We start from the raw sequence: 13,906 nt of genomic DNA, 5'->3' as shown, positions 1-13,906 counted from the left end.
GTCCGCGTGGCGGCGGTGCCACGACAGGTGCACGCGCGATCCTCCCAACGCGGGTACCGATGGGCAACGGCCTGGCCCGGCGGGTCGGGCACCGGCGTCGGGTTCACCCTGCACGCCGCTCGGGTCCTCGGGTCGCCCGTCAGGGCACGAGGACGGCCGTGACACCCGTCTGCCCGCTCACGGCCGCGAGCCGGACCGCCTCCTCGGGACGCACGGCGACGAGCGTCACGACGTCCGAGCCTGACCCGCCCGTCCCGAGCAGCCCGCCCCCGCCCTCGGGCTCGGGTGCCGGCACGACGACGGCCGCGCGGGCGAGGTAGGGGTCGACGGCCGTCGGGTCCTGGCCGTCGGTCGCCGCGCTCGTGAGCGCCGTCGTGAGCACCTGGTCGCCCGCGGCGAGGAGGTCGACGCGGTCTCCCGGGCCGAGGAGGGCCGCGACGCCGGGATCGAGCCGGACGGGCGCGACGACCGTGCCCGCGGGAGCCGCGGCGGCGAGCTCGCCACCGGTGACGAGCGCGTCCTGGAGCAGGGTGCCCGCGGCCAGGGCGACGGTCGCGCGGCGCCCGACGACGTCGCCCGGACCTGCCGCGGACCCCGCCGGGACGAGCTCCGCGGACACGCGGTCCACACGGAGGTCCGCCTCCGTCAGCAGGGCGCCTGCCGGCACCTCACGCGTGGTGACGACGGCAGGGGCGGTCGGGGGAGGGGGAGGGCGGAGCGCCCCGACGACCACGGAGGACGCTGCGCCGCAGCACAGCGCGGCCACGACGAACCGGGACCGCCACCACACCCCGCGCAGCAGCCGTCGCCGCGCGGGCGAACGGTCGGGTCGCGGGCGGGGATCCGGTAGGCGGGGCGAGCGCAGCATGCGCGTGACCGTAGCCACCCGCCGGGCGGGGCACGCGCGGACCGGTGCGGACCTGTGGACGGGACGCAGCGTCGACGCCCGGACGTGCCGTCCGGAGCGGGGCTGTGGTCGACCGCCGTCGGCGGTGCTGCCCGCGGACCGCGCCCGCGGGCGTCAGGTCAGGAGGCGGTCGAGCTTCCCGACGAGGACGAGGTGCTGGTCGAGCTGCCGGACGTGGTGCTCGCGCCGGACGCCGCGGAGGAGGAGGCCGGCTTCGAGGCGGCGGGCGCCGTCGAGGACTTCCCGCCCGAGCGCGAGTCCGTGCGGTAGAAGCCTGAGCCCTTGAACGTCACGCCGACCGAGGAGAACACCTTGCGCAGGCGACCCGAGCACTCGGGGCACACCGTGAGGGCGTCGTCGCTGAACGACTGGTGGATGTCGAAGGCGTGACCGCAGGCGGTGCACGTGTACGCGTAGGTGGGCACGGGTTCTCCTCGTTCACGAGACGGCCGTCGGGCGGCCACCGGCGGGTCGGGATCGGGTCGGTCTCGGCCGGGTCGTCGGTGTCAACACCGCCTGGCACTCGAAACTTCCGAGTGCTAATCATACGCGGCCCGGTGCTCGCCCCGGGCCGGGTAGTCTCGCATCCGTGTCTGTGCACGAACCCGCCGAGGCCCCCGCCGGTGACTCCGTCCCCGGTGCCGACCCCGCGACGCCGGCCGAGGCGCCGGCTCCGCCCCGGCGCCGGCGTTCGGCACGACGGCGCGTCCTGATCGGCGTCGCCGTGCTCCTGGTCCTCGCGATCGTCGCCGGCGCCGCCTTCGTCGTCGTCACCGTGCGCCGGCCGCTGCCGCAGACGTCCGGCGAGGTCGAGCTCCCCGGGCTCGAGGGGCAGGTCACGGTGCTGCGCGACGCCCAGGGCGTGCCGCAGATCTACGCGGACACGCCCGAGGACCTCTTCCGCGCGCAGGGATACGTCCAGGCGCAGGACCGCTTCTTCGAGATGGACTACCGCCGGCACGTCACCGCGGGCCGGCTCGCCGAGCTCGTGGGCGACAACCCCGACGCGATCGCCGCCGACACCGTGACGCGGACGTTCGGCTGGCGGCAGGTCGCCGAGGAGGAGTGGGACGTCGTCTCGCCCGAGACGAAGTCGTACCTCCAGGCCTACGCCGAGGGCGTCAACGCGTACCTCGAGAACCGCAGCCCGTCCGAGATCGCGATCGAGTACACCGTGCTCGGGCTCCAGGTCGACGTCGCCGAGCCCGAGCCCTGGGACCCGGTCGACTCGCTCGCCTGGCTCAAGGCGATGGCGTGGGACCTCCGCGGCAACTACGACGACGAGCTGGAGCGCGCGCTGTCGTACAGCACGCTCCAGGACGCGGGGCGCGTCGCTGCGCTGTTCCCCGCCTACCCGTCCGACGTCAACGCGCCCATCCTCGACCCGGGCGATCTCGACAACCCCCAGCAGGTCGCGCTCGAGCTCGGCCCCGAGGCCCGTGCCGCGTACGGCACCGACCATCTCCAGGGCGCGCTCGAGGCCGCCGACCGCGCGCTCGACGCCGTCCCCGTGCTCATCGGGCGCGGCGAGGGCACGGGCTCCAACTCGTGGGTCGTCTCCGGCGACCACACGGCCAGCGGCAAGCCGATCCTCGCCAACGACCCGCACCTGAGCCTCGGCGCCCCCGGGATCTGGGCGCAGGTCGGACTGCACTGCAACGAGGTCGGGCCGCAGTGCGCGTTCGACGTCGCGGGCTTCTCGTTCGCCGGGTTCCCCGGCGTCATCATCGGCCACAACGCGCAGCTCGCGTGGGGCCTGACGAACATGGGCGCCGACGTCACCGACTTCTTCGTCGAGCGCGTGCGGGACGACACCTACCTGCGCGGCGACGAGTGGGTTCCGCTCGAGACCCGGACCGAGACGCTGAGCGTCGCCGGAGGCGATGACGTCGAGCTCGAGATCCGCTCGACCGTGCACGGGCCGATCGTCTCCGAGGCGATCCCCGCGACCGAGTCCGCCGTCGACACCCCCGCCCTCGACACGCGCCTGGGCGAGTACGCCGTCTCCCTCCAGTGGACCGCGCTCGAGCCGGGCCGCACCGCCGACGCGGTCTTCGCGTTCAACCTCGCACAGGACGCCGACGACATGCAGGCCGCCGCGGCGCTGTTCGAGGTGCCCGCGCAGAACATCGTCTTCGCGACGGTGGACGGCCAGATCGGCTACCAGGCGCCCGGCAAGATCCCCGTCCGCCAGGCCGTGCCCGACGCCGAGGTGCCGTCGGACGGCACGTGGCCCCGCGACGGCTCCGACGAGCGCTACGACTGGCAGGGGTACGTCCCGAGCGAGCAGATGCCGCGCGTCGTCGACCCGGCCGAGGGGTTCGTCGTCGCCGCCAACCAGGCCGTCCTGCCCAGCGGCGTCGCGCCGTTCCTCACGACCGACTGGGACTACGGCTACCGTTCGCAGCGCATCCGCCAGCTCCTCGAGGCCGAGATCTCCGCCGGGCGACCGGTCGACGTCGACACGATGAACGAGATCCAGACCGACGACCGCAGCCCCTACGCCGAGGTGCTCGTGCCGCTCCTGCTCGACCAGGAGATCGACGACAGCTTCGAGGCCGAGGGCCAGGCGCTCCTCGCGGACTGGGACTACCGGACGGACACCGACTCCGCCGCGGCCGCGTACTTCGCCGCGGTCTGGCGCAACCTGCTCCAGCTCACCTTCTGGGACGACCTGCCCGAGTCGGCGCGACCCAACGGCGGGAGCCGCTGGCTCGCCGTCGTGCAGAACCTCCTCGAGAACCCGACCGACCCGTTCTGGGACGACCGCCAGACCGTCAGCGTCGTCGAGACGCGCGACGAGGTCCTCACCCAGGCGCTCGTCTCCGCGCGCCTCGACCTGACCGTGGAGCAGAGCAAGCAGCCCTCCGACTGGGCCTGGGGCACGCTCCACGTGCTCGCGCTCGAGCACCCGATCCTCGGCGGCGAGTCCATCCCCGGTCCCGTCCGCAACTGGGTCAACCCCGACCCCGTCGGCATGCCCGGCGGCTCGTCGATCGTCAACGCGACGGCCTGGGACGCGGCCTCCGGCTCGTTCGACGTGACGGCCGGCCCGTCGATGCGGATGGTCGTCGACCTCGACGACCTCGACGGCTCCACCTGGGTCACCGTCACCGGCACCTCCGGCCACCCGGCGTCCAGGCACTACTCCGACCAGCTCCAGACCTGGGCCCGCGGCGAGACGTACGACTGGCCGTTCTCCACGCAGGCCGTCGCCGAGGCCAGCAAGGACGAGCTCACCCTCGTCCCGTAGTCCCCGGTCCGGGCGCGGGGCCGTCGCGCCACGGCGGCAGGCCGAGCGCGACGGGCCGACCGAGCCGTGGTCCGGACGGGCGCAGCGGGAAGGTGTCCGCCGCCGGAGACGCTACGGGAGCCAGCGCCAGCCGAGGGGGGTCGCGACGGCGTCGACGGTCTTGTCGTGGGACTCGACCGGGAGCGGGCGGTCGGACGCGTCGTAGACCTCCTCGGGGAAGACGACGGCGACGACCTTGGTCCCGGGGCGCAGGTGCTCGAGGGCGCGGTCGTACCAGCCGCCGCCCTGGCCGAGACGGACGCCGCGCGAGTCGACGGCGAGCGCGGGGGCGACGACGACGTCGGCCTGTGCGATGGCCTCGGCCCCGAGCGACGGGGTGCCGGGTTCGGGCGGTCGGCCGGGGGCGCGGACCTGGAGGTCGGCGGGGCCGTCGTACAGGGCCCAGTCGCGCTGGAGGCCGGCGCCGAGCACGGGGAGCAGGACGCGCACCCCGCGTGCGGAGAGACGTTCGAGCATCTCCGTGGTGCCGGGTTCGGCGGGGCGGGCCGCGTAGGTCGCGACGCACGTGGCGGCGGCGACCTCGGGGATGGTCTCGACGACGTCGGCGATCGCGGCGGCCGCTTCCTTGCGGAGCCGCTCGGACCGCGCCTGGCGGTTGGTGCGGATGGCCTTGCGGAGGATCTCCTTCGCGTCCTCGGCTTCGATGCTTCCGTGCAGGGGGTACGGCTGGACCGGGCCACTCATGTCCCTATTGTCACCCGGCTCGCGGTTCCGTGCGGACGCCGCGCGGGTGACCTTCGGCCCTGGTGGGCCGGATCGGGTTCCGCCGACGGGTCCGGGGTGCCTATGATCAGAGGGAGCCAGTAGTTCGGACTCCTGACAAATGGGTCGTGGTCCGACGGAGGTCGACCAGTGAGGACGCCATGACCGCGACGACGCCCGCGAAGCCCAGCGCGACGACCCCGCGACCGCGGGGGAGCGCCCACGCCCGGACCGCGAGGGCCGCCGTCGTGCTCGCCGCGGGGCACGACGCCGCGTCGCGCGAGCTCCTGTCCCGGCCGCTGGGCAGCGCGACGGTCGTCGAGCTCGCGGTGGCGAACGTGCGCCGCGTGGTGGACGCGAGCCGCATCGTCGTCGTGGTGGCGCCCGACGACCCGACGGTGCGCGAGCTGCTCGGCGAGGACGTCGTCTACGTCGAGCAGGAGGCGCCGCTGGGCACCGGCGACGCGGTCCTCGCAGCGCGCGGGGCGGTCGCCTCGGTGCTGGGGCTCGGGGTCGACGAGCCGGTGCTGGTCGCGTACGCGGACACGCCCCTGCTGCGCTCGGAGTCGCTCCTCGGCCTGCTCACGCGTCACACCCTCACCGGCGCGGACCTCTCGCTCCTCTCGGCCGTCGTGGACGACCCGGGCGGCTATGGCCGCGTGGTGCGCGCCGAGGGCGAGATCACGGCGATCCTCGAGTCGTCCGAGGCGGGCGGCGTCTCCGGGCCGCGCACGGAGATCAACGTCGGTGCGTACGTCGCGGCGCCGGGCCTGCTGTTCGGCGAGCTCGAGCGCATGGCGTCCGACGGCGAGCACCGCCTCACGGAGCTGGCCCGCCGCGTCATCGGCGCGGGGAAGCGCATCTCGTCGTACCGGATCGTCGACGTCGACGAGGTGCGCGGCATCAACACGCCGGACGAGCTCGCGCAGGCGGCGGACATCGTCCTCAAGCGCCTGTTCGTCCCGAAGAAGAACACGGACACCAAGATCGTCTTCGGCACGGGCGGCTGGCGCGCGGTCATCGGCGAGGGGTACACGCTCGCGAACGTGCGCCGGCTCTGCCAGGCGATCGCGAACGAGACGATCCGCCGGGGACTGGACGCGAAGGGCGTCGTGATCGGCGGCGACCGCCGCTTCCTCTCGCGCGAGTCGGCCATCGCGGCGGCCGAGGTCTTCGCGGGCAACAACATCGCGGTCACGCTCCTGCCCGACGACGTCCCGACCCCGCTCGTGACGTTCGCCGCCCCGTACCTCGGCGCGGCGTACGGGATCATCGTCACGTCGAGCCACAACCCGCCCGAGTGGAACGGCATGAAGGTGTTCCGCCAGGACGGCTCGCTCCCGCTCGACGACGAGACGGACCGCTACCAGGACGAGGCCAACGCGCTGTCGGTCGACGACGTCATCACGCTCGACATCGACGTGGCGCGCCGCGCCGGCGTCGTGGTGGACCGGTCGCTCACCGACCCGTACGTGGACGCGATCGAGAAGATCATCGACGTGGACGCCGTGCGCGGCTCGGACCTCCAGGTGGTCGTCGACCCGATGTACGGCACGAGCCAGCTCACGCTCGGCACGATCCTGTCCGACATGCGCGTGCGCTCGGAGTTCATCCACGCGACGCACAACCCCCTGTTCGGCGGGGTCGCGCCCGCGCCGGACCTGCAGCGCCTGAGCACGCTCGTGACGATGATCCAGCAGGGCGGGGGCCGCTACGACCTCGGCATGGCCACGGACGGCGACTCCGACCGCATCGGCATCGTCGACGAGACCGGCGAGTACATCTCGACGAACGACCTGCTCCTCCTCCTGTACTGGTACCTGCACGAGGTCCGCGGCGAGAAGGGCGGCGTCGTGCGCAACCTCGCGACGACGCACCTGCTCGACCGCCTCGCGGCCCACTTCGGCGAGGAGTCGCGCGAGGTCAAGGTCGGCTTCAAGCACGTCACGGCAGGCATGGAGGAGATCGGTGCCGTGCTCGGCGGCGAGTCGTCGGGCGGCCTGACGATCCGCGGCTGGATCCTCGGCAAGGACGGCATCTTCGCGTGCGCCCTGGTGGCCGAGATGCTGGCCCGCACGGGCAAGCGGATCTCCGAGCTGCGCGCGATGATCTACGAGATCACGGGTCGCCTCCACACGCTCGAGGCGGGCGTGCCGGCGACGCCGGAGATGCGCGTCGAGGTGCCGCGGCGCCTCGAGGCGGAGCCGCTCACGCACGTCGGCCCCTACCCTGTCGTCTCGGTCTCCCACCTCGACGGCACCAAGATCCTCCTCGAGAACGACAACTGGGCGCTCCTGCGGTTCTCCGGCACCGAGCCCGTCCTGCGCATGTTCGTCGAGGCGGACTCGCCCGAGAAGGCCGCCGAGCTGCTCGAGTGGCTCCAAGGGTTCGTCACCGCCGGCGTCTGACGGCCCCGGACCACCCCCCATCCCCCCGGCCCCCAGCCCCACCCCACGACAGGAACCAGAGCAACGATGCGCTACGGCCACTTCGACACCGCGCACGACGAGTACGTCGTCGAGCGCCCCGACGTCCCCGTCTCGTGGACGAACTACCTCGGCAGCAAGAACCTGTGCACCGTGCTGTCGCACACCGGCGGGGGGTACTCGTACTACAAGAGCTCGCAGTACGGCCGGATCACCCGCTTCCGGCAGAACGGTGTCCCGGTCGACCGGCCGGGCCACTACGTGTACCTGCGCGACGACGCGGACGGCGACTTCTGGTCGGTGTCGTGGCAGCCGGTCGGCAAGCCGTTCGTCGGCCCCGGCGAGGAGCTCGACCCCGCGGGCGGGGCGGGTCGTTGGACGACCCGGCACGGGCTCGGCTACTCGACGTTCCGTGCCGAGTACAAGGGTGTCGACGCCGAGCAGACGGTCTTCATCCCCGTGGACGACGACGTCGAGGTCTGGGACGTCCGGCTGACGAACACGACGGACGAGGTGCGTGAGCTCACCGTCGGGTCGTACGTGGAGTTCAGCTTCCACACGATCACGATCGACAACCAGAACCTCCAGATGTCGCTCTACGCGTCCGGCTCCTCCTACGAGGACGGCATCATCGAGTACGACTTCTACTACGAGCCGTGGACGTACCACTTCTTCGCGTCGAGCGAGACGCCGTCGTCGTACGACTCGCTGCGCGACAACTTCATCGGCCCGTACCGCTCCGAGGCGAACCCGATCGCGATCGAGCGCGGGCACGGTTCGAACGAGTCCGCGACGACGCAGAACCACTGCGGTGCGCTCCAGCACAAGATCATGCTCGCGCCGGGCGAGACCAAGCGCCTCGTCTACATGCTCGGCTACGGCTCGCGCGACGCGGCCGGCCGTGCGATCCAGGCGAAGTACTCGGACGTCGCGACGGTCGACGCCGAGCGCGCTCGGCTCCGCGCGTTCTGGCGCACCAAGCAGGACAAGCTGCGGATCCGCACGCCCCACGAGGGCATGAACACGATGATCAACTCGTGGACCCTCCTCCAGGCGGAGACGTGCGTGCAGTGGTCGCGCTTCGCGTCGTTCGTCGAGGTGGGCGGCCGCGCGGGCCTCGGGTACCGCGACACCGCGCAGGACGTCATGAGCGTCATCCACTCGAACCCGACGAAGACGCGCCAGCGCATCGTCGAGCTCCTGCGCGCGCAGACGGAGGCCGGGTACGGCCTGCACCTGTTCGACCCCAAGGCGTTCGACCCCGACGCGGAGAAGCTGCCCGACGTCCCGTCGCCGACGATCGTGCCCACGGTCGACCCGAAGGACCTCATCCACGGCCTCGAGGACACGTGCTCGGACGACCACCTGTGGCTCGTGCCGTCGGTCGTCGAGTACGTCAAGGAGACGGGCGACCGCTCGTTCCTCGACCTGGAGATCCCGTTCGCCGAGGGCACGCCCGCGACCGTGTACGACCACCTGGTGAAGGCGCTCGAGTTCTCCGCGGAGCAGGTGGGCCAGAACGGCGTCGCGCTGGGCCTGCGCGCGGACTGGAACGACTGCCTCAACCTCGGCGGCGGCGAGACCTCGCTCGTGACGTTCCTGCACGCGTGGGCGATCGGCGCGTTCCTCGAGATCGCGGAGCCGCTCGCCGCGGCGGGCGACGAGCGGGCCGAGGCGGACGTCGCGCGGTTCACGGCCGAGCGCGAGCGCATCGCCAAGGTCGCGGACACCCAGCTCTGGGACGGCCGCTGGTGGATCCGCGGGTACACGCGCGACGGCGTGAAGATCGGCTCGGCCGAGAACGAGGAGGGCAAGATCTTCCTCGAGCACCAGGCCTGGCCCGTCATCGCGGGCATCACGAGCCAGGAGCGCGGCGAGGCGTCGATGGACGCGGTGCGCGAGCTGCTCGGCTCCGAGTACGGCAACCACCTCAACTGGCCCGCGTTCACCAAGGTCGACGACACGGTCGGCTTCGTCACGCGCGTCTACCCGGGCATCAAGGAGAACGCCGCGATCTTCTCCCACCCCAACGCGTGGCCGATCATCGCCGAGGCGATGCTCGGGCGCGGCGACGAGGCCGTGCAGTTCTACGACGCGATCCTGCCGTACCACCAGAACGACAACATCGAGGTGCGCGGCGCGGAGCCGTACGCGTACGTCCAGTTCCTCTACGGCCGCGACCACGAGTGGTTCGGCAAGGCGCAGAACCCGTGGCTCACGGGCACGGCCGGCTGGATGTACACCGCGGTGACCAAGTACGTCCTCGGCGTGCGCCTCGCGCTCGACGGCCTGGTCGTCGACCCGTCGATCCCGAAGGACTGGGACGGGTTCGAGGTGCGTCGCGAGTGGCGCGGCGCCGTCTACGACATCGAGGTCCGCAACCCCGACCACGTGTCCAAGGGCGTGCGCTCCGTGACGGTCGACGGCGTCGAGCACGACCCGACGGCCCCGATCCCCGCGCTGCCGGAGGGCACCGAGGCGAAGGTCGTCGTCACCCTGGGCTGATCCACGCTCGGGCTGACGACGACGGACGCGCGGGGCCCGTGGCCCCCGGGGCCCCTGCGCGTCGACCACGGCACGACCCGACGGTCCGTGCGCCACCACGCGGTGGCGCGCGGGCCGTCGGTGGTGTCACCCTGTGCACCGAGGACCGGGCGCCCGCCCGTGCCCGCCGAGAGCTCCCCGAGGACGGTCACCGCCGGATGACGCACAAGATCACGCGCGGCTGGACCGTCACCAAGCCGTGGCCCGTGACACTGCGGGACGACACGCTGGGCGGCTCGATCGTGCTGCGCCCGCTGCGCCGTCGGGACGCGAACGCGTGGATGCGCCTGCGCGCGCACAACGCGGACTGGCTCGAGCGTTGGGAGGGCACGTCGCCGCGCCCCGGCAGCGGGGGAGGCCCGCCGACGTTCGCCGAGTACGTCCGCGTCCTGTCCGCCCAGGCGCGGGCCGGGTCGTCGCTGCCGTTCGCCGTCGAGCTGGACGGCGAGCTCGTCGGCCAGCTCACGGTCTCCTCGATCACGTACGGGTCGCTGTGCGGCGCGAGCATCGGCTACTGGGTGAGCGAGCACGTCGCGGGCCGCGGCGTCATCCCCACCTCCGTGGCCATGGCGACGGACTACTGCTTCGCGGTCCTCGGCCTGCACCGCATCGAGATCAACATCCGCCCGGAGAACGGCCCGAGCCTGCGCGTCGTGGAGAAGCTGGGCCTGCGCGACGAGGGCGTGCGCGAGCGGTTCCTGCACATCCAGGGGGCGTGGCGCGACCACCGGACGTTCGCGATCACGAGCGAGGAGGTCCCCGACGGGCTCCTCGCGCGCTGGCAGGCGAAGCGCCGCGAGACCATCTGAGCCGACCGACACGCCGGAGCGCGTGCGGAGCGTGGCCGCGCGCCTCGCCTACGGTCGTGATGTGGAATCGGCCTCGGGGATCGTCGCGCTCGCGGTGTTCCTGCTGTGGGTCGGGTTCTACGTCCCGCACCGGGTGCGTCACCGGCAGCAGCTGCTGGAGGCGCGCACGGACGACCGCTTCTCCGGCTCCCTGCGCGTCCTGGCCGTCGCCGGCCCGGGTGGCGGAGGGATGGACCGGTGGGACGCGCGGCTCGACGGCGTCACGACCGTCGCCGCGATCGCCTCCGGTCCCGCCGGCGGCGGGCGCCCCCTGCTCGGGGGAGCGGGATCGCAGGGCCGGTCGGAGGACCGGACGCACGAGGAGGAGGGAACGCACGCCATGGGGAGCACCGAGAGCGCGTCACCCTCGCGCGGGGCACCGCCGCGCCGTCAGCCGGCGTCCGAGCAGTCCCGCCTCGCCCTCCTCGAGCGGCGCGCCGCCGCGGCGCGCCGCCGTCTCGCGCTCACGGTCGTGCTGCTCCTCGCGAGCGTCGCGGTGTGGGTCGTCGTCGCGCTCGGGTACGTCCCGTGGTGGGTCGGCGTGGTCCCGACGGCGTTCCTCGGGCTCGTGCTCGTGCTGGGCCGTCGTGCGGTGCTCGCCGCGCAGCGGTCCGACGCCGCGTGGCTGGCCGAGCGTCGTGCCGCCGCCCGTGTCGCGCGCGGGACCGTCCTGGGGGCGCCGCCCGCGCCCCGGGGCGCCCGTCCGCGCGTCACCGGCCGCGCCGTGCACGGGTCGCAGGTGAGCACGCAGATGATCCCGCGCGTCACGCCCCAGGACCTCGCGCGGGCGAACGCCACCGCGGCGGGGCTCTCCGGGACGTCCGCGGCTTCCGCCTCGTCACCGCGCGAGCGCACGACCGCGTCGAGCACGACCGCGGCCGACGACTCCGGCTCCGAGGAGCCCGCCACTGCTCGCGGCGGCTCGGGCGTGACCTCCGTGGTCGTCACGGAGGTGTCGGTCGACGTGACGGAGGTCGTCGAGGTCGTCGAGGAGGACCACGTACCGTCGGGTCGCGCCTGGGACCCGGTGCCCGTGCCGCCTCCGACGTACACGATGAAGCCCACGGCACCGCGCCGCGAGCCCGTCCCGCTCACGGACGACGACGTCGTCTCGCCCGCCCGGGCGGGCGCCGCACCCGCGCCGGCCGCCGCGGTCGAGGTCGTCGTGGACGTGTCGTCCGGCGCGCCCGAGCCCGCCGCGGGCGACGAGCGCAAGCCGTCGACCGAGACGCTGGGTCTCGACCTCAACGAGATCCTCGCCCGCCGTCGGGCTGCAGGGCAGTAGCTCCCCCGGGGGTGGCCGGTTTGGTAGACCCCGCCCCCGGGGTGCTAGTCTGTTCCTCGCTTGAGGGGCTATGGCGCAGTTGGTAGCGCGTCTCGTTCGCAATGAGAAGGTCGGGGGTTCGAATCCCCCTAGCTCCACCGGAGAGACCCTCGCCAGACCAGGTCCACGACCTGCGAAGGCGAGGGTCTCGTCTTTTCTGCGGTGATATCAGGCTCTTGGCGCCCTCCCGCGCCGACGGTCAGAAACCCTCGCGACGGATGCTGGCCTCTGCGTCGTCCGCACACGTCGCACCTATGCTGGCCGCGTGGCGCTCACCGAGCTCGTCCCCGTCCCCGGCGGGACGTTCCGCATGGGTTCCGACCGGCACTACCCGGAGGAAGGGCCGGCGCACGTCCGTGAGGTCGAGCCGTTCCTGCTCGAGCGGCACGCGGTGACGAACGCGCAGTTCGCGGCTTTCGTCGCGGAGACCGGCTACGTGACCGTCGCGGAGCGCGCGCTCGACCCGGCCGACTTCCCGGGGGCCGACCCGGCGGACCTGGTGCCGGGAGGCCTGGTGTTCACCCCGACGGCCGGTCCCGTCGACCTGCGCGACTGGCGGCAGTGGTGGCGGTGGCAGCCGGGGGCGTCGTGGCGCGCGCCGCAGGGGCCGGGCTCCGACGTCGACGACCGCCCCGACCACCCGGTGGTGCTCGTCGCGTTCGAGGACGCGTCGGCCTACGCGGCCTGGGCGGGCCGCCGCCTCCCGACGGAGGCCGAGTGGGAGCGCGCCGCGCGGGGCGGTTTGGAGGACGCCGAGTTCGCGTGGGGCGACGAGCTGGCGCCGGGCGGGCGTCCGAGGGCGAACACGTGGCAGGGCCGGTTCCCGTACCTGAACGAGGGCTGGGGCGGGACGTCGCCCGTCGGCTCGTACGAGCCAAACGCGTACGGGCTGGTGGACCTCGTCGGGAACACGTGGGAGTGGACGGCCGACACCTTCGCCCCCCGTCACGTCGTCCCGGGGACGCGCGGGCCGGACGCCGGTGCGCGGCCGAATCTCCTGGCGCCGACGACGTCGCCGCAGGTCCTGCGCGCCACCAAGGGAGGGTCGCACCTGTGCGCGCCCGAGTACTGCCGCCGGTACCGTCCCGCGGCCCGCTCCCCGCAGTCGGACGACAGCGCGACGACGCACCTCGGGTTCCGCTGCGCCGCGGACGCGGGCTGACGGACGACGAGGGCCCCCGCCGGTCGGCGAGGGCCCTCGTTCGCGTGCTCGGATCGCGCGCGGAGGCCGACGAGTCGCGGGTCAGCCCGGGCAGGTGTACTCGATGCCGTTCTCGTAGTGCGTGCCCGGCCCGAGCTCCTCGCACTTCTCGATGACGGCGGACGTGGTAACGCCGATGATGATGCCCACGACGATCGAGATCACCAGCACGACGGCACCGACGATGATGCCCGCGAGGGCGACGCCGTTCTTGTAGCCGGCCTTCTTCGACTTGTTGAAGGCGATGATGCTGAGGATCAGGCCCACGATCGAGAGGCAGCCGAGGAAGGACAGGACGAGGCCGACGATGCCCATCGTCTTGCCGGGGTCCTGGGCCGGGGCGGAGTATCCGGGGGTGCCACCCTGGGGGGCTCCGTACTGCGGTGCCTGCGGTGCGCCGTACTGGGGCGCCTGCGGGGCGCCGTACTGCGGGGCCTGCGGCGGCTGCTGGGGCTGGCCGGGCTGCGGAGCGCCGTACGAGGGCGGTCCGGACGGCGTCCCGCCGGGCTGCGGGTTCTGGTCGGGCTGGTCGGGGGTCGACATGCGATCTCCTCGGCGGTGGGTTCGGGCCCGGCCAGTATGCCGGTCGAGGCCGCCCGCCGTCCCGACCGCCCGCGGCGCGTCCCCGACACGGGTCGGCG

10 protein-coding genes, 1 tRNA gene and 1 pseudogene are annotated in these 13,906 nt (G+C 73.2%); 8 read left to right on the top strand and 4 right to left on the bottom strand.

Going from position 1 to position 13,906, the window contains the following annotated elements:
• Positions 1-139: 139 nt before the first annotated feature.
• Positions 140-868 (bottom strand): SAF domain-containing protein, encoded by a 729-nt coding sequence (locus tag ACN9MS_RS16125; RefSeq protein ID WP_426309471.1) that lies wholly within the window; start codon positions 866-868, stop codon positions 140-142.
• An 84-nt stretch (positions 869-952) separates the two neighbouring features.
• Between ACN9MS_RS16125 and ACN9MS_RS16120 the strand changes: the two genes are divergently transcribed.
• Positions 953-1,177, top strand: coding sequence for a hypothetical protein (locus ACN9MS_RS16120; protein WP_426311945.1), 225 nt, complete (start codon positions 953-955; stop codon positions 1,175-1,177).
• Positions 1,178-1,239: 62 nt separating this feature from the next.
• Here the strand turns inward: ACN9MS_RS16120 and ACN9MS_RS16115 are convergent.
• A pseudogene (locus ACN9MS_RS16115) lies at positions 1,240-1,332 on the bottom strand (FmdB family zinc ribbon protein); the annotation flags it as partial.
• Between the two features lie 284 nt (positions 1,333-1,616).
• Between ACN9MS_RS16115 and ACN9MS_RS16110 the strand changes: the two are divergent.
• Entirely contained in the window at positions 1,617-4,160 is a 2,544-nt protein-coding gene (locus ACN9MS_RS16110; RefSeq protein WP_426311912.1) for a penicillin acylase family protein, read from the top strand.
• Positions 4,161-4,271: 111 nt separating this feature from the next.
• Here the strand turns inward: ACN9MS_RS16110 and ACN9MS_RS16105 are convergent, their stop codons facing one another.
• Entirely contained in the window at positions 4,272-4,904 is a 633-nt protein-coding gene (locus ACN9MS_RS16105; RefSeq protein WP_426309470.1) for a 5-formyltetrahydrofolate cyclo-ligase, read from the bottom strand.
• 179 nt (positions 4,905-5,083) lie between these two features.
• Between ACN9MS_RS16105 and ACN9MS_RS16100 the strand changes: the two genes are divergently transcribed.
• The 6 genes from ACN9MS_RS16100 (at position 5,084) to ACN9MS_RS16075 (ending at position 13,226) form a co-directional block, all read left to right on the top strand.
• The gene (locus ACN9MS_RS16100) at positions 5,084-7,330 is read left to right on the top strand and encodes an NTP transferase domain-containing protein (protein ID WP_426309469.1); all 2,247 of its coding nucleotides are present in this window, start codon (positions 5,084-5,086) and stop codon (positions 7,328-7,330) included.
• 66 nt (positions 7,331-7,396) lie between these two features.
• Positions 7,397-9,853: a GH36-type glycosyl hydrolase domain-containing protein gene (locus tag ACN9MS_RS16095; protein WP_426309468.1), complete on the top strand. Its 2,457-nt coding sequence runs from the start codon at positions 7,397-7,399 to the stop codon at positions 9,851-9,853.
• Between the two features lie 197 nt (positions 9,854-10,050).
• Entirely contained in the window at positions 10,051-10,701 is a 651-nt protein-coding gene (locus tag ACN9MS_RS16090; RefSeq protein ID WP_426309467.1) for a GNAT family N-acetyltransferase, read from the top strand.
• A 61-nt stretch (positions 10,702-10,762) separates the two neighbouring features.
• Positions 10,763-12,025: a hypothetical protein gene (locus tag ACN9MS_RS16085; RefSeq protein ID WP_426309466.1), complete on the top strand. Its 1,263-nt coding sequence runs from the start codon at positions 10,763-10,765 to the stop codon at positions 12,023-12,025.
• A gap of 64 nt (positions 12,026-12,089) precedes the next feature.
• Positions 12,090-12,162 (top strand) — tRNA-Ala (locus tag ACN9MS_RS16080).
• A 212-nt stretch (positions 12,163-12,374) separates the two neighbouring features.
• On the top strand, positions 12,375-13,226 hold the full coding sequence (locus tag ACN9MS_RS16075; RefSeq protein WP_426311911.1) for a formylglycine-generating enzyme family protein: 852 nt from the start codon (positions 12,375-12,377) through the stop codon (positions 13,224-13,226).
• Positions 13,227-13,307: 81 nt separating this feature from the next.
• On the opposite strand, the gene ACN9MS_RS16070 is transcribed toward ACN9MS_RS16075, so the two are convergent.
• Entirely contained in the window at positions 13,308-13,808 is a 501-nt protein-coding gene (locus tag ACN9MS_RS16070) for a DUF4190 domain-containing protein (RefSeq protein ID WP_426309465.1), read from the bottom strand.
• Positions 13,809-13,906: the final 98 nt, after the last annotated feature.

Source organism: Cellulosimicrobium sp. E-16 (genome assembly GCF_049913115.1).
Classification (GTDB): domain Bacteria; phylum Actinomycetota; class Actinomycetes; order Actinomycetales; family Cellulomonadaceae; genus Cellulosimicrobium.
This window is presented reverse-complemented; position numbering and strand designations above follow the sequence as displayed.